Annotated in this window: 29 protein-coding genes and 1 tRNA gene; 8 read left to right on the forward strand and 22 right to left on the reverse strand. The window is 57.5% G+C overall.

All coding sequences use genetic code 11. The features are described from left to right. Nucleotides 1–33: 33 nt before the first annotated feature. The 3 genes from olsA to ACR0IK_RS02945 form a co-directional block, all read right to left on the reverse strand. Nucleotides 34–888, reverse strand: coding sequence for a lyso-ornithine lipid O-acyltransferase (gene olsA / locus ACR0IK_RS02935; RefSeq protein ID WP_480640392.1), 855 nt, complete (start codon nucleotides 886–888; stop codon nucleotides 34–36). Further along, entirely contained in the window at nucleotides 875–1,630 is a 756-nt protein-coding gene (gene olsB, locus ACR0IK_RS02940; RefSeq protein WP_480591017.1) for an L-ornithine N(alpha)-acyltransferase, read from the reverse strand. Before olsB ends, olsA begins: the two co-directional genes overlap by 14 nt. A 98-nt stretch (nucleotides 1,631–1,728) precedes the next feature. After that, nucleotides 1,729–1,911: a DUF3553 domain-containing protein gene (locus tag ACR0IK_RS02945; protein ID WP_480640393.1), complete on the reverse strand. Its 183-nt coding sequence runs from the start codon at nucleotides 1,909–1,911 to the stop codon at nucleotides 1,729–1,731. 42 nt (nucleotides 1,912–1,953) lie between these two features. On the opposite strand from ACR0IK_RS02945, the gene ACR0IK_RS02950 reads away from it, so the two are divergent. Next, nucleotides 1,954–2,550 (forward strand): histidine phosphotransferase family protein, encoded by a 597-nt coding sequence (locus ACR0IK_RS02950; RefSeq protein WP_480640394.1) that lies wholly within the window; start codon nucleotides 1,954–1,956, stop codon nucleotides 2,548–2,550. Here the strand turns inward: ACR0IK_RS02950 and ACR0IK_RS02955 are convergent. From ACR0IK_RS02955 to ACR0IK_RS02990, 8 genes are all read right to left on the reverse strand, one after another. Further along, nucleotides 2,547–3,809: a glutamate-5-semialdehyde dehydrogenase gene (locus ACR0IK_RS02955; protein WP_480640395.1), complete on the reverse strand. Its 1,263-nt coding sequence runs from the start codon at nucleotides 3,807–3,809 to the stop codon at nucleotides 2,547–2,549. The two genes, ACR0IK_RS02950 and ACR0IK_RS02955, sit on opposite strands and share 4 nt — an antisense overlap. 46 nt (nucleotides 3,810–3,855) lie before the next feature. After that, nucleotides 3,856–4,962, reverse strand: coding sequence for a glutamate 5-kinase (proB, locus tag ACR0IK_RS02960; RefSeq protein WP_480640396.1), 1,107 nt, complete (start codon nucleotides 4,960–4,962; stop codon nucleotides 3,856–3,858). After that, nucleotides 4,950–5,984: a GTPase ObgE gene (gene obgE / locus ACR0IK_RS02965; RefSeq protein ID WP_170427712.1), complete on the reverse strand. Its 1,035-nt coding sequence runs from the start codon at nucleotides 5,982–5,984 to the stop codon at nucleotides 4,950–4,952. The genes proB and obgE overlap by 13 nt, the downstream gene beginning before the upstream one ends. 37 nt (nucleotides 5,985–6,021) lie before the next feature. Beyond that, complete coding sequence (locus ACR0IK_RS02970) at nucleotides 6,022–6,558, reverse strand: GNAT family N-acetyltransferase (protein ID WP_480591001.1); 537 nt, start codon at nucleotides 6,556–6,558, stop codon at nucleotides 6,022–6,024. Between the two features lie 249 nt (nucleotides 6,559–6,807). Continuing rightward, nucleotides 6,808–7,077, reverse strand: a complete 270-nt coding sequence (rpmA, locus tag ACR0IK_RS02975) for a 50S ribosomal protein L27 (RefSeq protein ID WP_010440093.1) — start codon at nucleotides 7,075–7,077, stop codon at nucleotides 6,808–6,810. A gap of 11 nt (nucleotides 7,078–7,088) precedes the next feature. Then, on the reverse strand, nucleotides 7,089–7,706 hold the full coding sequence (locus ACR0IK_RS02980; RefSeq protein WP_480640397.1) for a 50S ribosomal protein L21: 618 nt from the start codon (nucleotides 7,704–7,706) through the stop codon (nucleotides 7,089–7,091). A gap of 208 nt (nucleotides 7,707–7,914) precedes the next feature. After that, nucleotides 7,915–8,715, reverse strand: a complete 801-nt coding sequence (locus ACR0IK_RS02985; protein WP_480640398.1) for a DUF2059 domain-containing protein — start codon at nucleotides 8,713–8,715, stop codon at nucleotides 7,915–7,917. Further along, nucleotides 8,715–9,557 carry a DUF2059 domain-containing protein gene (locus ACR0IK_RS02990; RefSeq protein WP_480640399.1) on the reverse strand — a complete coding sequence of 281 codons (843 nt, stop codon included), beginning with the start codon at nucleotides 9,555–9,557 and terminating at the stop codon, nucleotides 8,715–8,717. The genes ACR0IK_RS02985 and ACR0IK_RS02990 overlap by 1 nt, the downstream gene beginning before the upstream one ends. Nucleotides 9,558–9,680: 123 nt before the next feature. Here ACR0IK_RS02990 and ACR0IK_RS02995 point away from each other — a divergent pair. Continuing rightward, a tRNA-Ser gene (locus tag ACR0IK_RS02995) sits at nucleotides 9,681–9,770 on the forward strand. A 132-nt stretch (nucleotides 9,771–9,902) separates the two neighbouring features. On the opposite strand, the gene ACR0IK_RS03000 is transcribed toward ACR0IK_RS02995, so the two are convergent. The 11 genes from ACR0IK_RS03000 to ACR0IK_RS03050 form a co-directional block, all read right to left on the reverse strand. Continuing rightward, nucleotides 9,903–10,967 carry a 2Fe-2S iron-sulfur cluster-binding protein gene (locus ACR0IK_RS03000; RefSeq protein WP_480640400.1) on the reverse strand — a complete coding sequence of 355 codons (1,065 nt, stop codon included), beginning with the start codon at nucleotides 10,965–10,967 and terminating at the stop codon, nucleotides 9,903–9,905. A 12-nt stretch (nucleotides 10,968–10,979) separates the two neighbouring features. Then, nucleotides 10,980–11,453 carry a hypothetical protein gene (locus tag ACR0IK_RS03005; protein WP_480590973.1) on the reverse strand — a complete coding sequence of 158 codons (474 nt, stop codon included), beginning with the start codon at nucleotides 11,451–11,453 and terminating at the stop codon, nucleotides 10,980–10,982. 2 nt (nucleotides 11,454–11,455) lie between these two features. Further along, nucleotides 11,456–12,622: an aromatic ring-hydroxylating oxygenase subunit alpha gene (locus tag ACR0IK_RS03010; protein WP_480640401.1), complete on the reverse strand. Its 1,167-nt coding sequence runs from the start codon at nucleotides 12,620–12,622 to the stop codon at nucleotides 11,456–11,458. Nucleotides 12,623–12,631: 9 nt separating this feature from the next. Then, complete coding sequence (locus ACR0IK_RS03015; protein WP_480640402.1) at nucleotides 12,632–12,895, reverse strand: hypothetical protein; 264 nt, start codon at nucleotides 12,893–12,895, stop codon at nucleotides 12,632–12,634. Continuing rightward, nucleotides 12,892–13,482: a TetR/AcrR family transcriptional regulator gene (locus tag ACR0IK_RS03020; RefSeq protein ID WP_480640403.1), complete on the reverse strand. Its 591-nt coding sequence runs from the start codon at nucleotides 13,480–13,482 to the stop codon at nucleotides 12,892–12,894. Before ACR0IK_RS03020 ends, ACR0IK_RS03015 begins: the two co-directional genes overlap by 4 nt. A 490-nt stretch (nucleotides 13,483–13,972) precedes the next feature. Beyond that, a complete protein-coding gene (locus ACR0IK_RS03025) occupies nucleotides 13,973–14,251 on the reverse strand; it encodes a hypothetical protein (protein WP_480640404.1) in 279 nt (92 codons plus the stop codon). A gap of 19 nt (nucleotides 14,252–14,270) precedes the next feature. After that, complete coding sequence (locus ACR0IK_RS03030) at nucleotides 14,271–14,702, reverse strand: lyase family protein (protein WP_480640405.1); 432 nt, start codon at nucleotides 14,700–14,702, stop codon at nucleotides 14,271–14,273. Continuing rightward, the gene (locus ACR0IK_RS03035; protein WP_480640406.1) at nucleotides 14,695–14,820 is read right to left on the reverse strand and encodes a hypothetical protein; all 126 of its coding nucleotides are present in this window, start codon (nucleotides 14,818–14,820) and stop codon (nucleotides 14,695–14,697) included. The genes ACR0IK_RS03030 and ACR0IK_RS03035 overlap by 8 nt, the downstream gene beginning before the upstream one ends. A 97-nt stretch (nucleotides 14,821–14,917) precedes the next feature. Continuing rightward, on the reverse strand, nucleotides 14,918–15,988 hold the full coding sequence (locus ACR0IK_RS03040; protein ID WP_480640776.1) for a tripartite tricarboxylate transporter permease: 1,071 nt from the start codon (nucleotides 15,986–15,988) through the stop codon (nucleotides 14,918–14,920). Next, nucleotides 15,886–16,113, reverse strand: coding sequence for a hypothetical protein (locus ACR0IK_RS03045; RefSeq protein ID WP_480640407.1), 228 nt, complete (start codon nucleotides 16,111–16,113; stop codon nucleotides 15,886–15,888). Before ACR0IK_RS03045 ends, ACR0IK_RS03040 begins: the two co-directional genes overlap by 103 nt. Before the next feature lie 6 nt (nucleotides 16,114–16,119). Beyond that, entirely contained in the window at nucleotides 16,120–16,515 is a 396-nt protein-coding gene (locus ACR0IK_RS03050; protein WP_480640408.1) for a tripartite tricarboxylate transporter TctB family protein, read from the reverse strand. A 690-nt stretch (nucleotides 16,516–17,205) separates the two neighbouring features. Here ACR0IK_RS03050 and ACR0IK_RS03055 point away from each other — a divergent pair. The 6 genes from ACR0IK_RS03055 (at nucleotide 17,206) to ACR0IK_RS03080 (ending at nucleotide 22,562) form a co-directional block, all read left to right on the forward strand. After that, complete coding sequence (locus ACR0IK_RS03055) at nucleotides 17,206–17,730, forward strand: hypothetical protein (RefSeq protein ID WP_480640409.1); 525 nt, start codon at nucleotides 17,206–17,208, stop codon at nucleotides 17,728–17,730. A 219-nt stretch (nucleotides 17,731–17,949) separates the two neighbouring features. Next, entirely contained in the window at nucleotides 17,950–18,978 is a 1,029-nt protein-coding gene (locus ACR0IK_RS03060; protein WP_480640410.1) for an alcohol dehydrogenase catalytic domain-containing protein, read from the forward strand. Between the two features lie 75 nt (nucleotides 18,979–19,053). Then, on the forward strand, nucleotides 19,054–19,929 hold the full coding sequence (locus ACR0IK_RS03065; RefSeq protein ID WP_480640411.1) for a branched-chain amino acid ABC transporter permease: 876 nt from the start codon (nucleotides 19,054–19,056) through the stop codon (nucleotides 19,927–19,929). Nucleotides 19,930–19,933: 4 nt separating this feature from the next. Beyond that, the gene (locus ACR0IK_RS03070; RefSeq protein WP_480640412.1) at nucleotides 19,934–21,031 is read left to right on the forward strand and encodes a branched-chain amino acid ABC transporter permease; all 1,098 of its coding nucleotides are present in this window, start codon (nucleotides 19,934–19,936) and stop codon (nucleotides 21,029–21,031) included. Next, nucleotides 21,028–21,792, forward strand: a complete 765-nt coding sequence (locus ACR0IK_RS03075; RefSeq protein WP_480590951.1) for an ABC transporter ATP-binding protein — start codon at nucleotides 21,028–21,030, stop codon at nucleotides 21,790–21,792. Before ACR0IK_RS03070 ends, ACR0IK_RS03075 begins: the two co-directional genes overlap by 4 nt. After that, on the forward strand, nucleotides 21,789–22,562 hold the full coding sequence (locus tag ACR0IK_RS03080; protein WP_480640413.1) for an ABC transporter ATP-binding protein: 774 nt from the start codon (nucleotides 21,789–21,791) through the stop codon (nucleotides 22,560–22,562). The genes ACR0IK_RS03075 and ACR0IK_RS03080 overlap by 4 nt, the downstream gene beginning before the upstream one ends. Nucleotides 22,563–22,566: the final 4 nt, after the last annotated feature.

The following is a 22,566-nucleotide window of genomic DNA, read 5'->3' on the forward strand; positions in this document are numbered from 1 at the left end:
ATTCAGTGTTTTTCTCAGAACTGGATATCGCTCTCAAACTCGGGCTCGAACAGCAGCATGTGAATTCCGTATCGCCCGTTCGCAATGCGCGGCGAGCGCCTTGCGGTTCGCAAAGTCGCTGACCTTGGCCGGTGTGTGATAGATCAGTTCCACGGAACCCTGTCTGCGCGCGCCAAGTGTTTTGAGTAGATGCGGCCCGAACTCCATGTCGCCCCACCAGCCATAGAACCTGTCAGGCTGACCGTCGGGTGCATGAAAGATCACCGAGACCGGTTGGACATACATAAAGTCACGCAGTTCCTCCACGAAGAACGCAGCAAAGAGTGCAGTTTTAAAAGGTAAAACACGCAATCCGTCCGTCGACGTCCCTTCGGGAAAAAACAGTAATTTGTGACCGGCTTTCAGGCGGGTCTCGAACACTTTCGTCTGTTCTTTGGCTTTCTTGCGGTCCCGCTCGATGAACACAGTGCCGGTTGCGCGGGCCAACCATCCGATGCCAGGCCATTTCGCAACTTCGGCCTTGGACACAAAGTACACACGCTTTCGCGCGTTCAATGCAAAAATGTCCAGCCAGGACGTATGGTTCGCAACAACCGCCCCTCGCTGCCACATCAGTTCTCCCGAGGTTCGAAAGCCCATCCCGAGGATACGAAACGCATTGCGGCACACAAACTGACTGATGAATGGTGTAATCGGACGGCGCACGCCAAAAAACGGAAGTTCGATCAGACGAATGGTCAAAAGGATGATCAGACCACCGAACACCAGAAGGGCGAGGGGCACACCCCTCAGGACGACCAAAATCCAACCCACCAGACCCAGATCGATTGGGTCCGGCGCATCCTCACTGTTCCACAGCGCGTCGTTCACCGGGCTACGCTCCGCCATAAATGCGTTTCTGCCGCTCGTTCATCCGGGCGATGTCGAGGATCAGGCAAATGTCAGTCGTGTTGAAGGCGTGGTCGATGAAGGCCCCCTCGCCCACGAAACCACCCAGCCGCAGATAGGCTTTGATCAACGCCGGAACCTGCACCATCGCAGCGCGACGATCGAGGTTGTCCGGTGCCACAAGGTCCATGGATTGAAACGCGTCTGGTTGTGCCCTCACCCGCAGGTCCGGCGGCGCCAGATGGTTGTGATGCAGCATCGACAAAGGCTGCGCCAGATCCTGAACGTTCGTGCCGTGAAAGCTGGCAACACCGAACAGAACCTCGATCTCTCGTTCGGAGACATAAGCCGCCAACCCGTTCCACAGGTGATACATGGCCGTGCCGCCGCGATAATCGGGATGCAGGCAGGATCGACCCAATTCCAACAACTTGCGGCCGCTTTGTTTCAGAACGGTCAGATCATATTCGTCCTCGGAATAGAACTGCCCAAGTTCTGCTGCACGTTCGCCCGGTAACAGCCTGTAAACGCCAACAGTTTCCCCGGTCAGGTCATCAATCGCCAGCATGTGGTCGAAATACGGATCGAACTTGTCGCGCTCCAACCCGGTCTCGTGATCGACCATCTCTCCGCCACCACCCAATTCGCGAACGAACACGTCATAACGCAGCCGTTGGGCAGCGTGCAGCTCGTCCTCGGATTCGGCGAGTTTGACGGTAAAGGAAGGGCCTGCATCCGGCATCGGTGTTTCCGTTCTTGTTTTTGCGCTGATACCGCAGTTTCCGGGGGGATGGCAACAAGAGCGGATTTTCCGGGATGTTAACCATTCCTAAACCAGTTTCACGGATCAAAGACCGGCACTAGGGCGATGCGTGTTCCGTCAATCACCACTTTCCCCTGCTCGCGAAAGTTGACGGTGATCTTGCCCCGGATGTTGGACTGAACCTGTCCAACGCCCCAGTCGGGGAAATCGGGGTGGTGGACATACATGCCCGGTGCAAGAATGGCATTGAGGTCTGACATGTCTGGGCTCCGGTCCGGCGGCAGATGCAGCAGGAGGTACGCATGAGCGACACCACAGTCAACCTGGCCGAGTTGATCGGTGCTCGGATCTGTCACGATCTGATCAGCCCCATCGGCGCGATCACCAACGGTCTGGAGCTGCTTGAGATGGTTGGGGGCACTCAGGGCCCCGAGATGGAGCTGATTTCGGGCAGTGTCGGCAGTGCCAGGGCGCGGATACGGTTTTTCCGCGTCGCATTCGGCTCGGCCAGCGATCAGCCCTTGGGGCGGACCGAGGTGTCGGACCTGCTGAAGGATGTTGAACGCGCGGGTCGAGTGCGGGTCAACTGGCACCTGACCGAAGCTGTGCCACGCAATCAGGTGAAATTGGCGTTTCTGGCATTAATGTGCTGCGAAAGCGCGATGCCTTTCGGCGGTGAGGTCACGATCGCGAATACTGGGGATGGCTGGACGGTTATCGGATCGGCCGACAAACTGAATCTGGACAATGATCTGTGGAAGAACCTGCCTCTGGGTCGGTTTGCCAATAAAGTCACCCCTGCGCAGGTGCAGTTTGCCCTGTTGCCCGAGACCGCCGCGTCGATGGGGCGGCGGGTTGCGGCTGAAACCACCTCAACCCGCATTGTGATCCGGTTCTAGGACCGGGTCGTTCCGTTCCCACGTACAAGATACTTGAAGCTGGTCAACTGCGCGGCACCCACGGGGCCGCGTGCGTGCATCTTCCCGGTGGCGATACCGATCTCGGCACCCATGCCAAACTCTCCCCCATCGGCAAACTGGGTCGAGGCGTTGTGCATTAGGATTGCGCTGTCGAGCCGCTCAAAGAACCGCGCGACAGCGTCCGCATCTTCGGTCATGATACAATCGGTGTGGTTCGAGCCATACTGACGGATATGCTCGATGGCCGCGTCGATATCCGCGACCGTTTTGGCGGCGATGATACTGTCGAGGAATTCCTTGCCCCAGTCGTCATCCGTGGCGGCGACCGTGCTTTCCGTGGCCAGCGCCCCTTCGGCGTGAACCTCGACGCCTGCAGCCAGCAGAGCCGCAACCACGTCCCGACCCAGCGTTTCGGCCACGTCCTGATGGATCAGCAGGCATTCAGCGGCACCGCAGATTCCGGTCCGGCGGGTCTTGGCGTTCAGCACCACATCCAGCGTTTTCTGCGGGTCGGCATACTTGTCGATATAGATATGCACGATGCCTTCAAGATGTGCAAAGACCGGCACGCGGGCTTCGCGCTGCACCAGACCGACCAGACCTTTACCCCCGCGCGGTACGATGACGTCCACATAGTCTGTCAGGGTCAGGAGTTCCTGAACCGCTGCTCGGTCGCGCGTCGGCACCAGTTGGATGGCGTCCTCGGGCAGGTTTGCGGCCTTCAGGCCCTCGACCAGGCAAGCATGGATCGCGCCAGAGGAATGAAAGCTTTCCGAGCCGCCGCGCAGTATCACGGCATTGCCGGATTTCAGGCACAGTGCTCCTGCATCCGCTGTCACGTTCGGACGGCTTTCGTAGATCACGCCGATCACGCCCAAAGGTGTGCGCACGCGTTGGATGTTCAGGCCCGAGGGCATGTCCCATTCGGTCAGCACCTCACCAACCGGGTCGGCCTGATCTGCCACGGTACGCAAACCGTCAACCATGCCCTGAATACGCGCCTCGTCCAGCATCAGGCGGTCCATCATCGCCGGGCTAAGGCCCTTTTCGTTGCCGAACTCCAGGTCTTTCTTGTTAGCCTCGATGATGTTGGACCGGTTTGCCCAAACTGCGTCCGCTGCCGCTATCAGCGCGGCGTGTTTACGTTCGGCGCTGGCAAAGGCCAGATCGGCCGAGGCCGCCTTGGCGCGCTTTCCAAGATCGGCCATCAAGGTGGGAATGCTGTCGAAATCCTTCATCTCATGTGCCTTTCGATCGGTCTTTTGGTGTTCTAACATCGCGCGCCTACAGCGCCAAATCGTCCCGGTGGATCAAAACGGCCCGGCCCGGATAGCCCAAAGTTGCCTCGATTTCCGAGGACTTCCGACCTTTGATCGCATCCGCCTCTTGCGCGGTATAGCGGCTGAGGCCTTGCGCCAGTCGGCGCGAGTTTGGGTCAAGGATGGCCACGGGATCACCGCGACCAAAATCTCCGGTCACTTCGACGATGCCAGCGGGCAACAGGCTTTTACCATTACCGAGTGCCCGGGCGGCGCCTGCATCCACCACGATCTCTCCCCGCGGCTTCATCGCCGAAATCCAGCGCTTGCGTGCTGCATGTGGGTCCAGCGTGGCCGTAAACCAGGTGCAGTTCGCGCCGTTCGCAAGGGTTTTCAACGGGTTCAAGGGCGATCCTTCGGTGATCGCCATGTCGCAGCCTGCCGCCGTGGCCATTTTGGCGGCCAGCAGCTTTGTCTTCATGCCGCCCTTGGAAAGGCCCGATCCGGCATCGCCTGCCATCTCTTCGATCTCAGGCGTGATGTCGACGATCACGTCAAAACGCGTGGCTGAGGCGTCTTCGTTCGGGTTGCCGGTATAGAACCCATCCACGTCCGAAAGCAGGATCAGCTGGTCCGCTCCAACGGTGACTGCGATCTGCGCAGCCAAACGGTCATTGTCGCCGTAACGGATTTCATCTGTCGCAACTGTATCGTTTTCGTTGACAATGGGCACCACACCGAGGCTCAGCAATGTCTCGAGCGTCGCACGTGAGTTTAGATAGCGGCGCCGATCGGTGCTGTCTTCCAGCGTCACCAACACCTGTGCTGTGGTGATCGTGTGCGGGGTCAATGCTTCTTCATAGGCTCGCGCGAGCCGAATTTGACCCACGGCGGCGGCTGCCTGAGATTTCTCGAGCGCCAATGCCTCCATCGGCAGGTTCAACACCCCGCGCCCCAGGGCGATTGACCCGGATGAAACCAGAATGACATCCGTCCCCTGCCCCTTGAGCCACGCCACATCCTGCGCCAGCGAGTGCAGCCATTCCGACCGCAACAACCCCGTATTCCGATCCACCAGCAATGCGGACCCGATCTTGACCACCAAACGTTTGGCCGAGGTCAGGGTTGCCACGACTTCGCCTCCTCAGCGGGCTTCTGCCGCAGGCGGTTTTCGTCGATCTGAGCGCGCAGCGCCCGCAGCACCTCGGTTACGCCCAGATGTGCCACGCCAGACATGGTCATGACGGGGCCGCCAACGGCTTCTTCCAACTCGGCCTTGGCCAGATCGCGCTCTTCATCGTCCAGCGCATCGACCTTGTTCAGGACCGTGATGCGGGGCTTTTCAGCCAGTTCACCACCATAGGCTTCAAGCTCATGGATGATGGTTCGATAATCGTCGGCAACGGTCTCAGAAGTTCCATCAACCAGATGCAACAGAACGGCGCAGCGTTCTACGTGACCCAAAAACCGGTCGCCGATTCCGCGGCCTTCATGCGCGCCTTCGATCAGACCGGGGATATCAGCCACGACGAATTCCACGTTATCGACGCCAACAACGCCCAGATTGGGGTGCAGCGTCGTAAACGGATAATCGGCGATCTTCGGGCGCGCGTTGGACGTTGCCGCCAGAAAGGTCGACTTGCCCGCGTTGGGCATACCCAACAGGCCCACATCCGCGATCAGTTTCAGCCGCAGCCAGATAGTGCGATCGATCCCCGCCTGCCCCGGGTTGGCGCGTCGCGGGGCCTGGTTGGTGGCCGATTTGAAATGCAGGTTACCGAAGCCGCCATTGCCGCCCTTGGCCAGCAAGACCCGCTGGCCGACCTCGGTCAGATCGCAGATTACCGTTTCCTCGTCTTCATCCAGAATTTCGGTGCCAACGGGTACGCGCAGGACGATATCGTCGCCATCCTTGCCTGTACGTTGCTGCCCCCGTCCGGGTTGGCCGTTCTTGGCAAAGAAATGCTGCTGGTAGCGGAAATCGATCAGAGTGTTCAGCCCGTCCACGACCTCGGCCCAGACGGACCCACCTTTGCCGCCGTCGCCGCCGTCGGGACCGCCGTATTCGATATACTTTTCGCGCCGGAAGCTGACGCAGCCGCCACCTCCGGCCCCAGACCGGATGTAGACCTTTGCAAGATCGAGAAATTTCATGACTGTCCCCTACTGCAAAGGCCCCATCGGCCACAAGTCAGAGTTTTTTACTGTATGTCCAGGTGGGCACGTTTGCATCACGCGCTACCGAGTAGTTTTCGGCATCACCAAGGTACTGGAACCCGCAATGGGTCAGAACCCGGGCCGAGGCCGGATTGTCCTGAAAAACGCTGGCAAACATGGTGGCGTTCTCCAGCGGGTTTGCATTGACCAGCGCCTCTACGGCCATCGATGCGATACCGGTGTTCCAATACACTGGTGCGACCCAATAGCCGACCTCGGACTGGTTGCGATCCAGTCGTGTCAGCGTGATCAGACCGATCAGTTCAGGGCCCCCATCCTTGGTGGCATCCATGACCCAGACGTCCTCGTCGCGTTCCTCGGACATGGACCGGGTCACGAAAGCCTCGGTCGAGCCGGGCGGCAACGGATGCGCGATGCTGGTTGTCATGCGCGCCACACGCTCGTCGCCTGCGTAATATTCGATGAGACCCATATCCGACCGACGCAGGGGGCGCAGGTCGAACCGCTCGGTTTCTATGACCGGCTGGTTTATTATCGTCTCAAGTTTCATGAGTTCGTTCCTCCTCCGAACAACACGTAAATCGCGGACGCAACGGTGAAACCAATTAACGTCCACATCAGATATTTCTGGCCCATCCGATCTTCAACCGCAGGGGCGATCCTGCCCTGAATCAGGAACGGGATTATGCTTGCTGAGTTTGTCATTGGAGCCATTGTTCAAAATTGCGTTAAAACGAGAAAGGGGACCGGCATTTTCTGCCGGTCCCCCAGGAATGTTTCAAACCTTATGGGTTTCGGCTTACTCTGCGGCCTCCGCCACTGGCAGGACCGAAATAAAGGTGCGGTTCTTGAGGCCCTTGTGGAACTTCACGGCGCCATCAACAGTTGCAAAGATGGTGTGATCTTTGCCCATGCCCACGCCTTCGCCCGGCCAGAACTTGGTACCGCGCTGACGCACGATGATGTTGCCTGCGATGGCAGCCTGGCCGCCATACAGTTTAACGCCAAGGCGGCGACCAGCTGAGTCGCGACCGTTACGGGAGGAACCGCCAGCTTTTTTATGTGCCATTCTCTCTCTCCTTAGCCTTGAGCCAGCTCTTTGGCTTGCTCAACCCACTCGGGCTTCACTTTGATGGTGTCGATAGCAGCAATCTGCTCGTCCGACAAGGCAGCCAGAGCGGCAAAGCTCTCGATACCGGCCTCAACCAGCTTTTTGGCGGCGGCAGGGCCGACACCGTTCAGCTTGGTCAGATCGTCCGCGGCAGCAGCAGCGGCGGGTGCCTCTGCTTTGGCTTCAGCTTTCTTGGCAGGCTTTTTCGCCGCCGGAGCAGCTTCGCCAGCCGGTGCCGAACCGGTTGCAGCTTTGATGCCCGACTTGTCGGCGCCCGACGAAAGGATGTCGGTGATCTTGACCAGGGTCAGCTTCTGACGGTGGCCAACGGTACGCTTCGAGCTGTGCTTACGACGGCGCTTGACGAACTTGATGACCTTGTCACCTTTGACCTGTTCGATCACTTCGGCCTGTACACCTGCGCCTTCAACGAAAGGTGCGCCGACAACCGGAGCGTCACCGCCCAGCATCAGAACATCGTTGAATTGAACTTTTTCACCTGCGTCGGCAGCCAGCTTTTCAACGCGGAGCACATCGCCCGCCTGAACCTTGTACTGCTTGCCGCCAGTCTTTAGGACCGCAAACATGCGTCTTTCCTTTTCTAACCCGCGTTCTGTGGTCCCCGTTTGGGTGTTGCCGGCCTCAGCCACCTCGAACAGCGCGCCCTTTTCGGGCTGTGTGACGACCCTTGGGACACGCCCTATGGGTCAACAATAACGAGACCCGGCGCGGAAAACCGGCCGGGATGCGCGCTTATCCATAGATTGCAGGGGAAAGTCAACATCTAATACTGGTTTAAAGATCGGACCCTTGCAGCACCTGCGCGACGGCCTGGCCGAGTTGAAAATAGATATTGTCGAACATCTGGTCAAAGCTTTCGAACAGGGCATCATTGATCGCCCTGCCCGCCTCGGTTCGGGAAAACGCGATATTCTCGCGTATCTGGGCCTCGCTCAGCGGTTGATAGGCCAGCAGAAAGAAGGAATACAGCCAGGTCTGGGTCTCTTCACTCATGCTGTCCTTTTGCGTCAGTAGCTGGGCTAAAAGCTCGGCATCATCCACATCACCACCCAAGTCCATCCCGCGGAAAAAGTTGTAATCGGCGCTGATGGAGTTCTGAACGTTTTCTTCAATCAGGTTGTTGACCCGAATGTACTCATCAACCAGGCGGTAAAACACTGACTCTCGGTCACCGTTCGCATAAGTGTCCTGCGCCATTTCTTCGATGGTTTCATCAGCAAGTGCGATGCGGGCAGTAATTTCAAGCGACACGATGGCCTGGCCCAGATCGCTTTCATAAAACAGGATGGCGCGGTCCAGTTCTCTTTCGGTCAGGGTCTGATCGAAGACCTCCACAACCTGATTGCGCATCCTGTCAGCGTCGTAAATCCGGTCGACCTGTTTCTGAAAAACCTGCCCGCCATTGTTGTTCAGAAAGGTTTCCTGAAGGGTTTTGCCCATCATGCCACCTTCATTCCGCAGAATCTCGATGATCTCATCCAGTTGCAGGGCTTGCAGCAGGCGTTCGACCTTTTCTTCGGCCTGCAGTGGCACGGACCACAAAAACAGTGCAGCAGACACCAAAATCAGTCGCATTAAATATCCTGTGCCGGGTGCAGTTCGGCCATTCGTGAGGCCAGAACTTCGAACTTCATGGCCATGATTTCGTATTGAACTGCGTTGAGTAGCTCATAGACCTCCTGCATGAGCGGCTGCTCCAACGCCTCAGCATAGGTGATGACATCGGCGTCCGAGAAATCCTGATAGGTGTATGCGGCCCCTGCAAGCGCGGATAGTTGCAGCGCTTGCCGCATACTGGTTTCGTTCTGCTTCATCATTTGTCGCAGCTCATCCGCGCCCAGTTGCAGGTCGATCACTCCGGATGCGCTGGCAGCCAGCAGAAAGCGCAATTGGACTTCCTGCAATGCCCTCAACGCCGTGCCGCTGGAATCAATGGCAGCGTTCATGCGCTTAAGGCTCTCGACCCGCCTAGACCCGTCCTTGATCAGACCGGCCACGATTTCCTGCCCCTGCTGCAGTTTGGCGTCGTCGTCTTCGGCCATGTGAGACTCATTTTCTGCCACGACCAGCCGCTGTCCCAGTTCCGAGGCATAGAATTCGACCGCATGGTTCAGCGCGGCGTCACTCAGCGTCTGTTCCAGGATGGTAACGGCGGTTTCGTGCATGTCGTGGGTATCAAACACCTCTTCGGTCAGGCGTGCCCAGTCCGAGCCGAACCCTTCGGGATCGATTCCCAGCATCCGAGGGGCCGAGGCTGACGCAAGCGCTATGCTTTCCAGTGCCACGTCAAAGCCGGTGGTGGTCAGAAAGGCCTCTACCCGGTCGCGTTCGGCAGCAAAAGTTTGCGCAGGTAGCGTGGCAAGCGTGAATAGCAACGGAAAAAAGGTCAATGCGAAGCGGCGAAGGTGATATGTCATACTCAGAAGCCTAGGTGTTTTATGCCATCTGGCAATGGAAAATCCCTTGTTGGTGAATTTCCGGAATTTTCTGCTTGCACCCCCGTGCGTTCCTCACTAAATCCCCCCCTCACAGACCCCCGCGGAGAGGTGCCGGAGTGGTCGAACGGGGCGGTCTCGAAAACCGTTGTGGGTGCAAGCCCACCCAGGGTTCGAATCCCTGTCTCTCCGCCACTAAGCTTCAGAACCTCATAGTGTTTTTGTATGAGGCTTGGAGTTACTGAGGCTACCAACGTTCCTCAATGCTGAAAGCCGTTCCAATCACCACATAGGTTCAGCACGTGACGGACTATTATTTTCGTTTGTCTAAACTTGGCCCTCAAAAACCAGTTCGATGTTCTTTTGCGTGGCAACACTTTGGCAGCACAGTATGAAACCCTTGGCGATGTCATTGTCTTCAAGTGCAATACGGCTCCGCATATGGACGGTTCCATCGGTCAGACGGGCCATGCAGGCGCCACAGACGCCAGACTGGCAACTGAATGGCGGGTTTAGTCCGCCTGATCGGGCGGCTTCTAGTATGGTTTGACCGGCAGCAACCGGAACGTCTTGCCAAGCACCGTTTAGTTTTATCCGGGCCGTTGCGGCGATCCCCGACACGCTTAGGTCGCTTTCGGTATCTCCACCGAAGCTCTCTATATGAATGCGACCATCGGGAACGTCCAGATTTTGTAACGCCCTCCGAATATCGGTGTTCATGCTACCGGGACCGCAGATCCAGTACTGGGCGTCTTGTGCAACCGGGGGTGCTTCGGCAATAGCGGCCTCAATGGCGTTTGCCTCCAACCGCCCCGTGCGCCAAGGGGTGAACCAACTGAACATGGAAGGCCGGGACAGAACGTGGCGGAGGGTGAACCGCTGCGGGTATTGCGCTTGCAGTTGCTCCAGCTCCTCCCGGAAAATAATGCTGTTCGCGTCCGAGTTGCCAAGGACCAGGTGCGCTGCAGAATGCGGCTCATCTGCCAAAACTGCCTTGATCATCGCGTAGAGCGGAGTAACTCCACTGCCGGCCCCAAAAAAGTAATGGGTACGCCGTTTCAGGGCACCGGGCGACAGCGTGAACTTTCCGAAGGGGGGCATCACCTCGACTCTATCCCCTGCCTTAAGAGTGTCGCCGATGTGGTTCGAGACGACTCCCCCTTTGACGCGTTTGACAGTGATACGCAACGCGGCCCCCGGCAGGTTCGAGATAGTGTAGCTGCGCCTGTGCTCCTCTCCTTTGATCAGAAACCTGACGGTCAGGTGTTGCCCGGCCGTCCATTGGAACAAGCCCGTCAGAGAGGATGGAATGTCGAAGATGACAGTGGTGGCCGCGCCGCCGATCTCTTTGCGGATTTCGGATACCATCAGTGGATAAAAGTCACGTTGCATGAAGGTTTCCAATCACCGGTAATCGTAGGTCGTGGTCAATGACCGGATCACGGCCCCGCCAAGATAGGATGCAAAAACGAACTCGTCCGTCTGACGCATTTTGCCCGAATAGCTCTGCCAGTCATAATCGACATGGGTCACGGCGGTGACATGGGACACGCCATCTTCGAGCCGCGATGAAATCTCGGGCGCCGATCGTGCGGTTTCCGTATACCCTTCCAATGCCTTTGCGGTCTCGGGGTCATCCAGATCGCTCTTCTCTGTGACCCTGTACGAAAAGACGTCATCCGGTTGCCGCATTCCGTATTTGAGGATGATTTGATGCGTGGCCTCGGGGTGCCAGTCGTCCCACGTGGCCAGCAGGCTTTGTTCGTCCTTTGCCTGCAGGATACGCGCGACAACATCTTTGGGCGCGTCCGCTTGGGCTGTCAGAACCAGAGAGGACGCGAGTAAAACGCCAATCAGAGTGGCTTGAACAGGCTTCATGATCACTCTCCGCGGCTCTGGTTTTCCTGCATGAAACTCAGCACCGTTTTCTGGTGCTGAGTAACCGGGCCTTCGCCAATCCCGGCAGGACCGACCTCAAAGTAAGGGCTTTTCAGAGACTTCTGCTGCTGTTCGCAGGCGTAGATATCCTCAGCTGTGAAGTCACCGGAAGCCATAGGGTCGTCTGCACCGGTGGCATCGTCCTCTTGGTATTTCGCACCGCCAAAATCCTTCCAGAAGCCCAAGCTCTTCCACTGTTGCTTCTGAAAAGCCCAATCCGATACGTTGGCCAGCTTTGTGCGGTTCTCGACACGTGTCAGATCGGGAGCAAGCGGTGTGATGATGAACAGGTTCCAGCTTTCCTCACTTGCACCGATGCCAATGCCCGGAAAAAGCATCGGAACCCAAGCACCGACATGAGGTTCGGGGATCGTGCGCGGCATCGGCAGGTTGGCTTCGTGTCCCTTCGCATAAGCGGCCGATGGGGGCTCCCAGAAATGATAGTGCGGCCCCTTCCACCCGTATTCGGCCTTGGCATGGTCATACATGTGCAGCGTATTCGAATGCAGATGGCTCAGGTGGTAGATGTCGATGTAATTCTCGACGACAATTTTCCAGTTGGCCTTGATCTCGTAGGTATTTCGCCCTTCGGCAAATTCGACCAGTTCTTCCGGCTTGTGAGGCCCGAGATTCGGGTCAATTTCCCCGAACCATTCCGCCAAAGTCGGCGCATCCGGGTCGGGGTGAACGAACAACATTCCGCGCCAGACATCAACGCTGGCCGGTTTGAGGCCAAGGCAGGATTTATCGATACCGTTTGGAAACTCGGATGGCTCATCGGGAACCGAAATCAGGTTGCCTTCCAGATCGTAAGTCCAGTCGTGATACGGACATGTCAGCACCTTTTGCGTTTTGCCAACCGCCCGGATCAACTGGGTGCCCCGGTGGCGGCAGATATTGTGAAAGGCGCGCAGGCGGTGGTCGCGTCCCATTACGATGAAAAGGTTGTTCAGGCCTGCCTGAACCGACAGGTAGTTCCCCGGCCCCTCAATATCCTCGACAAGACCGGCAAACCGCCAGGTTCGCGAGAAGATTAGGTTTTGTTCCCTCTCGAACCAATCCTGCGAGGTGTAGGCCTCGACCGGTAGGTGGTGGTACATTTTGGTCATCTCAGTCCCTCAGGTAAGCAGATAGGCGTATTTGGGAAACAGGCTTGCGGCGATCATCATCACCCCCGACAAAGCCCAAAGGCAGACAATGGCCCAGTAGAGAAACGGGTCGTCGTCCCGGTTAATCTCAAACATCAAAAAAGCCCGTCCGCTCATTAGTGACGGGGCGACCCACCAAAGGAAAAGCAACCCCCATACCCAGTAGAGACCAAGCGCTGCGGCCACCAACAGGATGGGCAAGGCAATGTAGTTAGTGGTTCTCGCGAGACTCATTGCTTGGCCTCCAGAACCGAAGCCAGAAGCGTGGCGGCTTGTCTCAATTCAGAGCGCCATTCTTCAGGCGGATTCAGTGGGGTCAGAGCATCCATACTCACAAAGATCGCCGATATTCCCTGAGTGACCGCGCGGATACGTGTGTCAGGCACCGTAGGGGCTGCCCGCGCAAGGATTGCTTCGACCAAATCAAAGAAATCCGTGAGGCTGTCCATCAGGCCGTGGCGAAGATCCGGCCGGTCAGGAACCACCGTTACCAACGCCTGATAGGCCAGCATCAATCGGGGATCGGTTCCAACCCCTTCTGAAAACAGAGCGTCCACAAGATCTGAAGGCGTTGCATTGTTTGGCAGTGCCTGACGTAGCCCTTCCAGCGAAGCGGCAAAGCCGGCGATGGTGTGGTCGGCCAGTGCGGTTATCATTTCATCCTTGTTTCCAAGGTAATGACGCAAAAGAGGACGCTTGACGCCAGCTTCCTCTGCAATCCGTTCCTGAGTCGCACCATCGAGCCCGAACCGCGCTACACATGTGAGGTAAGCGTCCAGAATCTCTTGTGATCTTTGGTCTTTCAGCGAAGGTCTTGGCATTTCGGCCTCATAAACTGTCACCATTGACAAATAACGATCAATGCTACTTTGTCAATGGTGACAATAAACTTCTTGAACCAGCTACTAAGGCGAAACCGTCCTAGGAACAGAAAAGTCCTGCTAAGCTAAGCCGAAACTATGCATTGGAGGTTTTCAAGCGAGGTTTACCTGCTACCAACCTCTGCATCGCGACGGGGTCGACAACCAGCGACTTCAACATCCGTTCGGACCACTGCAATGCGCCCGAAGTCAAAAGAAACGTCTCAGGTACGACGACCCGCTCTCCGATCCAGACGCCGCCAGACCGCTCATGTTCTTGCAGGGTCTGGTCGCCAATCTGTTCAGCACGTTGGCGTCCCAGACGGGCAACCGCTTCGCCGAATTCCGAAGCCCGATGGTTTTTTTGTGTGTCATCGCAGAGGATGCACCTTTGCCCGGCTCACACACTTCGGTAAACTCACCAATGTCGGACGATGAAAGCTGATTGACGTTATGAGCGATTTTGCAAAGAGTCCCGCACAGCCCCCCCCATAGCCTTGATGATGTCAGCCACCCCGTCTCGCGCGTTCTGCCAATGTGGCTCGATCACGTTCAACCCCAGTGAGGCCGCAACACCCTGTTTGACTTGCGGGCCAGTGCCGTTTTCGTACCCGCGCAGGTCACCCACGGGGCCACCGATCTGAACATTCAAGCTACGTTCCGCCGTTGCATCCAACGCCTGAGATCGGCGTTCCAGTTCGGATCGCCAAACCTTGAGCTTCGTCGCCAAATAGATTGGAACAGCGTGCTTACCGTTGGTGCGCCCCGGCTGAGATGTGATCGTCGATCAACGCCACAACGTTGGAAAGACTGCTTTGGACTGGCTCAAGCCCAAGTTTCATCTGCAGGACCATCGCGGTGTCCAAAATGTCCTGCGTTGTCGCGCGAAAATGTACATGAGCCGCATAATTCGGCAGCAATTTGCGCAACTGCTGGATCAGCCCAACGATTAGGCGACCGACAAGCTTCATCTCTGCCTGCAACTCGGCCTGGTTTAGCTCACAGATTGAAACCGCTTCGATCGCCTTAGCAGCTTCATTCGGGATCAGCCCGGATGAGGCCTGATGCGAGGCAAGAACCTGTTCGATTTTGAGCCAGGCAGACATCGTGGCGTGTTCCGACCAGATGGCGCGCGTGTAGGCACTGGAAAAACAGTCCCGATAGATACCATACTCAAGCATCTTCCAGTCCTCCTTGTGCGATCTGCCGTTCCTTGAGGATCCCACGGATTCGGAACGCCATGGCGGCAAGCCCGACAATCAGGAAGGCCAAGGCAATCGGGCGCTTAACAAAGATCATTGCGCCGCCCTCGGACATCAGCAGCGACTGGCGGAAGGTCTCCTCGGCCCTTTGGCAGCACGAACGAGATCACGAAAGCCGCGATGTTGAAGTCGTATTATCGCATCAACCAGCAGGCAAATCCCACAATTGTCATGACCGTCAAGTCGAACTTGGATCCGCGCGCCGAATACGCCGCGACAAAGGCTGTCAGGAAGATCAGTGGATATAAAACATTGGTCGGTATCCTTAGGATCAGACGCGCGACCTGAGTAGCGCCGAAATAGCCGATCAGACCGTAGGCCAGGATTCCCAGCATACCGCAGGCGGACAGTTTGTAGACCAGTTCCTTGTCGGTCAAAAACAGGGTCGGGCCAACTTGAACACCATGGATCAGGAAAACACCCAGCAGGATCGCCCCGATGGTCGAGCCCGGAATGCCCAGCGACAGCAGCAGCGCCATCGAAGGACCGGAAACCGCGTTGTTGGCGGCCTCGGGCGCGGCGACACCTTCCAGTGCACCCCTGCCCCACATCTCGGGATTTTTTGCGCGCCGCCTGCCTTCACCGTAAGAGATGAATGCTGCGATGGCCGAGCCCAGGTCGGGCAATACACCGATGCCAGCACCGATGAAGGCGCCACGATTAGCATGCGGCAGGCAGAGCCGATATTCTTCCCAGGTCGGTGTGTTACCGTCTTCGGTGCTTTCATTCTCTTCGGTCTCGCCTGTAGATTTGCGGCGCGTTTCCAACTGGACAAAGACTTCGCCCGGAACGAACACGCCGATCATCAGTGGCACAAGGCCAATGCCGTTGGACAGCTCGAACGGCCCAAACGTATAGCGCTCTTCACCCGAGATGGGATCAATCCCGACCATGGCGATCAGGATACCCATCAGCGCCGATGCCAGACCCTTGACGATGAAATTCCCGATGACAGAGCCGATGACGACGAAGGCGGCAAAGTAGATTGCAAAGGTCTCGGGAGGACCCAACTTCAGGGCGATGGCCGCGATGAAACCGACGTCAATGACCAGCAGAATATCCCCCATCAGGTCACCGATGATCGACGAGATCGTGGCGACCTTCATTGCCTTGCCAGCCTTACCGGCACGCGCAAACCGGCAACCGTCGATCTGCGTTGCGGCGCTGGCCGCAGTCCCGGGCGTATTGAACAGAATGGCTGCGATCGAGCCGCCGAAGCAGTCAGGCCGGGCGTGGCGCCGACGATCTTGCCCACAACTGCGGCGAGGACGATGGCAAAGAGCAGCGTGGGATTGGTAATCACCGAAAGAAGTGCAGGAAAGATTTCCATGGTGTTTTACCCCTGAATCCAGGTGGGCAGGTCAAAAACCTTGCCGTAGGGCGGGAAGACGCCAAGCAAGACGAAAAAGATGAAGTGGAAGACCGGCGGGCAATGAACAACAGACAAACCCAGCCCTATCCAGCTGCGTACACCGAAGAAGTAAAGGATGATCGGTGCAACCACGGCCGTGGGCGGCAAGTAGCCAAACCAACGGAAGGACAGCTGATAGATCAGGGCGATTATGAACAGACCGATGATCTGTAGGGTCGCACCGTCATCTTGATCATGGCTTGTGTTTCCCGCCGTTCGGCGCGCGGCGCCCATAAGCATCAGGCCCGACAGGAACCGCAAGGCAACAGATGCAGAGAAGGGTATCCGGTTCCAGCAGCCGTATGAGCCACCGCCGCTCAAACTCTGGATTGTCCGTTACAGCAATTCCGGTGCTTTTTGCCTTGAACCATTGCGCAACCCTCTGGGGATCGTCGCCCTCTGCTTCAAGATAAGCGCGGCTTAATCCGTGGATTCGTACACTGGCGTCCGACCAGCCCGCCGCGTCCCAATCAGGATGGGGTTTGATGAGACGCGATCCGGTGATCACTTTGCTTTTGACTACGCGTGCAATGCCAATCTCAATTGGCTAACTGATCGCGCTTAGTGAACTGGCTTCGAAATCGAGGAAGTATGCGGGCTGAGTCAGGAATAGATTCTGAGTTTACTCGGTCAAAACAGGCTATCCATACTATGCGCAATACGCTCGTACGAAAGGCATCAAGCCAAAGCTGCTTGTTCGAGGCAGGAACACTCACTTCGAACGCCGTTCTGAGATCGGCTGACGTCCAAGAGCGCAAGAAGTTTGCGCGATCTTCGAGAAGAACGGCGCTTCCGATCACCAAAGTGGCAACGGAACCGATAGTACATTTCCAACAATCACAAGCAGCCCGTGCTCGGACAAAGTGTTGTGGCATGTTATTGCCATTGCGGTTCAACGGATAGGCATAGCATGGCTCAATCCACGGATTTGAAAAGAACTTCCGGGATTTCCCCTTTGCATCCGGTTAGATTTAACCCATCTCGGCGACACATTTTCCAAAGGAGAGACACATGTCGCGCACTATCCTATTAGCTGTAGCCATCGCCGCCATCGGCGCTGGCGCGTATTATTACTTTACTCAACCTGAACCCACACCAGCCGAGCAATTGCAATCGGCGGCACAAGACGCTGGCGACGCGGTCAGCGAGGCAGCCCAGGATGCAACCGATGCTGTCAGCGAGGCCGCAAGCTCGGTCGCGGATCAAGCAACCGAAGGCGCCTCCTCCATCGCGGAACAGGCCAATGATGCGGCCGAGCAGGCCGGTCAAGCGGCCACGGATCTGGCCAATCAGGCCGGTGAAGAAGTTGCTGCATTGGCGAACCAGGGTCAGGACCTGCTGAATTCGTGGGTCGAGAACGGCGCGCTGAGCCTTGAGAATTTCGACTATGACACGATGGTGGCTTCGATTCAGGAAAGCGAGCTGGCGCAGGACCTGAAAACCCAGGCCATCAAAATTCTGGACGACATCAAGGCTTCGCCAGAGACAATCGCGGTGAAGTTTCAGGAACTCCGCGACCTGCTGTCGGGACAGTGAAGCAGTCGGGTCGCCCGGTTCGGGCGGCCCACCTTGCGGGCGTGGCGCAGGTTCCATCCACGTCAGGGCGTCGGCCGATTGACGCGCAACGGCTCATTTGTTTGGCTGTCATCAAGTTGGAACAAACCCAAATCCATGCATTTCACGACGCGGTTATGAGTAGCCGCCAGTGGCCGGGTTTCATCAACGATACGATCAGTTCAGAAACAAGGAACGACTATGACCACCCTGCCCTCGACTATGTTCGCAACTGTTCTTTTGCACGACGGCTATTCCGGCGAAGCCACCGGCCCTTATATCCGTGACGCTGCTGACTGGCTGGCCGAGGCCGAGCTGCCGGTTCCTGAACCCGGCCCCGGACAGGTTCTGGTCAAGCTGCGCGCGGCATCGGTGAACCCGTCCGATATCCACTTTATCAAAGGTGAATACGGGCAGCCCCGCCTCAAAGGGGCCGCCGCCGGGTTTGAGGGCTGTGGTGACGTGGTTGCAACCGGAAAAGGCGCAGAGGCGCTGCAGGGTCACCGCGTTGCATTTATCACCGCCAGTTCAGGCGCTTGGGCGGAATACGTTCTTGCTCCGGCAATGATGTGCATCCCTCTGCGCCCCGAGATTTCCGACGAAGATGGTGCGGCGCAGATCGTGAATCCTCTGACCGCCATGGCCATGGTTGATATCGCGCGGAGCGCCGGGGATGCATTTGTGATCTCGGCCGCCACCAGCCAGTTGGGCAAGCTGATGTGCGGTCTCGGGCGCGACCTCGGGCTGAAACCCATCGCGCTGGTCCGGCGCGGGGAAACTGTCGACACATTGAAAGATCTCGGAGCTGCTGAGGTTTTGGTGACCACCGATCCGGACGTTGCTCAGAACTTTGCCAAAGTCAGCCAGGCACTGAAACCCCGCGTGTTCCTGGATGCCGTGGCCGACCAATTATCCGAGCAGGTGTTCTGCGCCATGCCCAACCAGGCGCGCTGGGTCTGCTACGGTAAGCTCAGCGCCGAACTGCCGCAATTGACGCAGATGGGCCAGCTGATCTTTATGGGCAAGCAGATCGAAGGGTTCTGGCTTACCAATTGGGTCACCTCAACCCCACCGCAAGATCAGGCGCGTGTCGTGGCCGAGGTGCAGGCCCGGTTTGCTGATGGTCGCTGGAAAACCGATATATCCGAACGACTTGCGTTGAAGGATTTAATCCCAAATCTGGCCGAAGCGCTGAAAAAGAGTGACGGGAAGGTGATTATCACGCCATAGTAGAACAAAGCCCCGGGTGACGGAGGACCCCCGGGGCGTTCAATACGCCGGGCGCACCGGCGTGGGAGGGTGAAATTGGACAACGCGCAGCTGCTGATCAGCGGGCTGGCAAATGGCTGTGTCTATGGCCTGATCGCGCTTGGTTTCGTGTTGATCTACAAAGCAACCGAGGCGGTGAACTTCGCGCAGGGCGATTTCATGATGCTGGGCGCTTTTGTCACCCTAGGGCTTACCAATACCGAATATATGGGACTGCCCTTCTGGCTGGCCCTTCCGATCTCGCTGGGGATCATGGGGGCGCTGGGGTATCTTTTAGACCGGTTGATCATCCGCCGCCTGTTTGGGGAAAGCCAGACCGCAGTGGTGATCCTGACAATCGCTTTGGGCTTCGTGATCCGGTTTGCTGCGGGCCTGATTTGGGGACATGAGCCGCAAACTTTGCAGAACCCTCTGGCTGGAAAGGAATTCCGTTTCGGAGGTATTGTTCTGGGAATGGAGGATGTGGCGGTCATCATTGTCACCGTATTGCTGACTTGGGGGATGTACGTGTTCTTCAACCGAACCAAGCTGGGGCTGGCAATGCAGGGTGCGTCGCAGAACCAGTTAGCGGCCTACTACATGGGTATTCCTGTCAAACGCGTTCAGGGGTTCATCTGGGCCTTGGCCGGAGTGGTGGCCGGTATTGCGGGCGTGTTATTCGCCGCCAAGGGCGCGGTCGACCCGACAACCGGCCTTTTGGGGATCAAAGCCTTCGCTGCCGCTGTAATTGGCGGGTTAGGCAGCCTTCCGGGCGCGTTAGCCGGAGGGTTGATCGTCGGCGTCATCGAACCCTTTGCCAGCCGCTATATCGCTGCGGGCTACAGTCAGATCGCACCATACGCGCTGCTGCTGGCGGTACTGATTTTCCGCCCCAACGGGCTGTTCAGTCAGGTTCGGGTCAAGAAGGTCTAGGCCCATGCGGATCGTGTTCAAAACCGACTATATGCAGGATATCCGCCCCTGGAAGGATCGCTATCAGCTCATCCTCTACCTGATCCTGCTGGCACTCGTCGCCCTGGCGCCGAGGTGGCTGGATGATTTCTACCTCGGAGAACTGACGAACGTCCTAATCTGGGCCATCGCCGGGCTGGGTTTGATGGTTCTAACCGGCCATACCGGGCAGGTCAGCCTGGGCCATGCCGCCTTTCTGGCCTTTGGGTGTTATGCGAACGTCATTCTGATCGAAGCGGGTGTTCCATTTCTGGTCGCCTTCCCTCTGGCCGGTGTCCTGACGGGGATTGCCGGTGTGACGGTCGCTATCCCTGCCCTGCGACTGCACGGAATCTATCTAGCGATCTTCACCCTTGCGCTGTCGATCCTGATGGATGACGTGATCGTTCTGGCGGAACCGCTCACCGGTGGCGTGGCGGGCAAGTATCTGGGCGGTGTCGAGATTTTCGGCCATCTGGTCGATCGCTGGGCCACACCCGATCAGTTTTTCTGGCTGGTTCTGGGCGTGGCCGTTCTGGTCACCCTCGGCTATATCAACCTGCTGCGCGCACCATTGGGGCGGGCCTTCATCGCGGTGCGTGACTCCGAGATTTCGGCGCAGGCGATGGGCATCGATATCGCGCGCACCAAGATGATCTCGTTTGCCCTTTCCTGCGCCGTCACGGGCTGGGCGGGTGCGCTGATGGGCATGTACGCGGGCGCGTTCAACAACGAAACTTTCAGCGTCCTGATTTCAATCCAGTTGCTGATGATGATTGTGATCGGCGGGCTGGGTTCGATCCACGGCGCATTTCTGGGCGCTATCGTGATCGGATTTCTGCCGCAGTTCCTGTCGATCTCGAAGGAATACGTGGGCGCACTGTTTGGCGGCAACACGGTCGCCATTCCGGGGCTGGAGTTCGGCATTTTCGGGATGATCCTGATTGCCTTCATCCTGTTCGAACCGATGGGCCTCTATGGTCGCTGGCTGAAAATTCGCACATGGTTCGAGCTGTTCCCCTTCTACCGAAAGGACATGTTCAAACGACAGAAATCCTACCTCAAGACGGAACGTCTGCGATGAGCCTGATGGAGTTCGAAAACGTCACCCTGAAGTTCGGGGGCTTGATTGCCGTCAACGACCTGTCCTTCTCGGTTGACCGAGGTGAGGTTTTTGCCATCGTCGGCCCGAACGGTGCGGGCAAATCCACCGTCTTCAACCTGATATCGCGGTTTTATGAGCCTTTTGTGGGGGCGATCCGTTTTGACGGCCACGACCTGTTGCAGGTCAAACCGTCGGGCGTGGCGGCCTATGGCGTGGCGCGCACATTCCAGAATATCGAGCTGTTCGAACACGCCACCGTCCTGCAGAACCTCTTGGTCGGGCGGCACCGGCATCGCCGTACCAACATGGTGTCAGAGGTGCTGTTCCTACCCTCCGCCCGAAGGCAAGAGGTCGAAAACCGAGAAAAGGTGGAAGAGATTATCGACTTCCTAGATCTGCAGGCTTATCGCGACAAGATGATCTCGGGCCTACCTTATGGCGTGCGCAAGGTGGTTGAGGTCGCCCGCGCACTGGCCACCGATCCCAAACTGCTGTTGCTGGACGAACCGGCCTCGGGGCTGTCGGTCGAAGAAACCACGGACATGCGTTGGTGGATCGACGACATTCGGCGGCAAATGGGCATCACCGTGCTGATGGTCGAACATGATATGGGACTGGTTTCGGGCGTGTCCGACAGGGTTCTGGCCATGGCCGATGGCGCGAAACTGGCGCTTGGCACGCCCGCAGAGGTGCAATCCCACCCTGCGGTGGTCGAGGCCTATCTGGGGAAAGCCTCATGAGCGATCCTGTCCTGACCATCCGAAATGTCGAGAGCTTTTACGGTCCTATCATGGCGATCCGGGGTGTGTCTCTGGACGTGCATCACGGGCAAATCGTCTCGATCCTTGGGGCCAATGGTGCTGGGAAGACGACCTTGATGAAAACCATCTCTGGTGTGATGGACCCTGAAAAGGGCAAAATCACGTTTGATGGCATCGAAATACAGGGGTCGGAGCCGCACAATGTCGTCGAAATGGGCATCGTCCACGTCCCCGAAGGACGTGAGGTCTTTCCCCTTCTGACCGTTGAAGAAAACCTCAACCTCGGCGCTTATACATTGGCCGACAAATCCCGGATCGATCACCACCAAGAGCTGGTTTTTACCTACTTCCCGATCCTGAAAGAACGCCGGAGGCAAGAGGCTGGCACTCTGTCGGGCGGCCAGCAACAGATGCTGGCCATTGGCCGTGGCCTGATGGCCAACCCTAAGATCATGCTGTTGGACGAGCCGTCACTGGGCCTGTCCCCGCTGCTGGTGCAGGAAATCTTTGGCATCCTGAAGCGCCTGAACGACGAGCAGAACATGACCATGATGCTGGTCGAGCAGAACGCAAAGGCCGCGCTGGAACTGGCTCAGCACGGATATGTGATGGAGGTCGGCCGAATCGTCATGGACGGCGCGGCGGATGTGTTGATGCAGTCCGAGGACATCCAGAACTTCTATCTGGGCGTACAGGAGGAAGGCGCGCGGGAAACCCGCCGCTGGAAACGCAGAAAGACGTGGAGGTGAGCGG

Source organism: Ruegeria sp. BF7 (assembly GCF_056538605.1).

What these genes read in the sequence shown, in the direction of transcription:
- olsA (WP_480640392.1), bottom strand. Translation starts at nt 888, where the DNA reads ATGGCGGAGCGTAGCCCGGTGAACGACGCGCTGTGGAACAGTGAGGAT.
- olsB (WP_480591017.1), bottom strand. Translation starts at nt 1,630, where the DNA reads ATGCCGGATGCAGGCCCTTCCTTTACCGTCAAACTCGCCGAATCCGAG.
- ACR0IK_RS02945 (WP_480640393.1), bottom strand. Translation starts at nt 1,911, where the DNA reads ATGTCAGACCTCAATGCCATTCTTGCACCGGGCATGTATGTCCACCAC.
- ACR0IK_RS02950 (WP_480640394.1), top strand. Translation starts at nt 1,954, where the DNA reads ATGAGCGACACCACAGTCAACCTGGCCGAGTTGATCGGTGCTCGGATC.
- ACR0IK_RS02955 (WP_480640395.1), bottom strand. Translation starts at nt 3,809, where the DNA reads ATGAAGGATTTCGACAGCATTCCCACCTTGATGGCCGATCTTGGAAAG.
- obgE (WP_170427712.1), bottom strand. Translation starts at nt 5,984, where the DNA reads ATGAAATTTCTCGATCTTGCAAAGGTCTACATCCGGTCTGGGGCCGGA.
- ACR0IK_RS02970 (WP_480591001.1), bottom strand. Translation starts at nt 6,558, where the DNA reads ATGAAACTTGAGACGATAATAAACCAGCCGGTCATAGAAACCGAGCGG.
- rpmA (WP_010440093.1), bottom strand. Translation starts at nt 7,077, where the DNA reads ATGGCACATAAAAAAGCTGGCGGTTCCTCCCGTAACGGTCGCGACTCA.
- ACR0IK_RS02980 (WP_480640397.1), bottom strand. Translation starts at nt 7,706, where the DNA reads ATGTTTGCGGTCCTAAAGACTGGCGGCAAGCAGTACAAGGTTCAGGCG.
- ACR0IK_RS02985 (WP_480640398.1), bottom strand. Translation starts at nt 8,715, where the DNA reads ATGCGACTGATTTTGGTGTCTGCTGCACTGTTTTTGTGGTCCGTGCCA.
- ACR0IK_RS02990 (WP_480640399.1), bottom strand. Translation starts at nt 9,557, where the DNA reads ATGACATATCACCTTCGCCGCTTCGCATTGACCTTTTTTCCGTTGCTA.
- ACR0IK_RS03000 (WP_480640400.1), bottom strand. Translation starts at nt 10,967, where the DNA reads ATGCAACGTGACTTTTATCCACTGATGGTATCCGAAATCCGCAAAGAG.
- ACR0IK_RS03005 (WP_480590973.1), bottom strand. Translation starts at nt 11,453, where the DNA reads ATGAAGCCTGTTCAAGCCACTCTGATTGGCGTTTTACTCGCGTCCTCT.
- ACR0IK_RS03010 (WP_480640401.1), bottom strand. Translation starts at nt 12,622, where the DNA reads ATGACCAAAATGTACCACCACCTACCGGTCGAGGCCTACACCTCGCAG.
- ACR0IK_RS03015 (WP_480640402.1), bottom strand. Translation starts at nt 12,895, where the DNA reads ATGAGTCTCGCGAGAACCACTAACTACATTGCCTTGCCCATCCTGTTG.
- ACR0IK_RS03020 (WP_480640403.1), bottom strand. Translation starts at nt 13,482, where the DNA reads ATGCCAAGACCTTCGCTGAAAGACCAAAGATCACAAGAGATTCTGGAC.
- ACR0IK_RS03030 (WP_480640405.1), bottom strand. Translation starts at nt 14,702, where the DNA reads ATGCTTGAGTATGGTATCTATCGGGACTGTTTTTCCAGTGCCTACACG.
- ACR0IK_RS03035 (WP_480640406.1), bottom strand. Translation starts at nt 14,820, where the DNA reads ATGATCTTTGTTAAGCGCCCGATTGCCTTGGCCTTCCTGATTGTCGGG.
- ACR0IK_RS03045 (WP_480640407.1), bottom strand. Translation starts at nt 16,113, where the DNA reads ATGGAAATCTTTCCTGCACTTCTTTCGGTGATTACCAATCCCACGCTG.
- ACR0IK_RS03055 (WP_480640409.1), top strand. Translation starts at nt 17,206, where the DNA reads ATGTCGCGCACTATCCTATTAGCTGTAGCCATCGCCGCCATCGGCGCT.
- ACR0IK_RS03060 (WP_480640410.1), top strand. Translation starts at nt 17,950, where the DNA reads ATGACCACCCTGCCCTCGACTATGTTCGCAACTGTTCTTTTGCACGAC.
- ACR0IK_RS03070 (WP_480640412.1), top strand. Translation starts at nt 19,934, where the DNA reads ATGCGGATCGTGTTCAAAACCGACTATATGCAGGATATCCGCCCCTGG.
- ACR0IK_RS03075 (WP_480590951.1), top strand. Translation starts at nt 21,028, where the DNA reads ATGAGCCTGATGGAGTTCGAAAACGTCACCCTGAAGTTCGGGGGCTTG.
- ACR0IK_RS03080 (WP_480640413.1), top strand. Translation starts at nt 21,789, where the DNA reads ATGAGCGATCCTGTCCTGACCATCCGAAATGTCGAGAGCTTTTACGGT.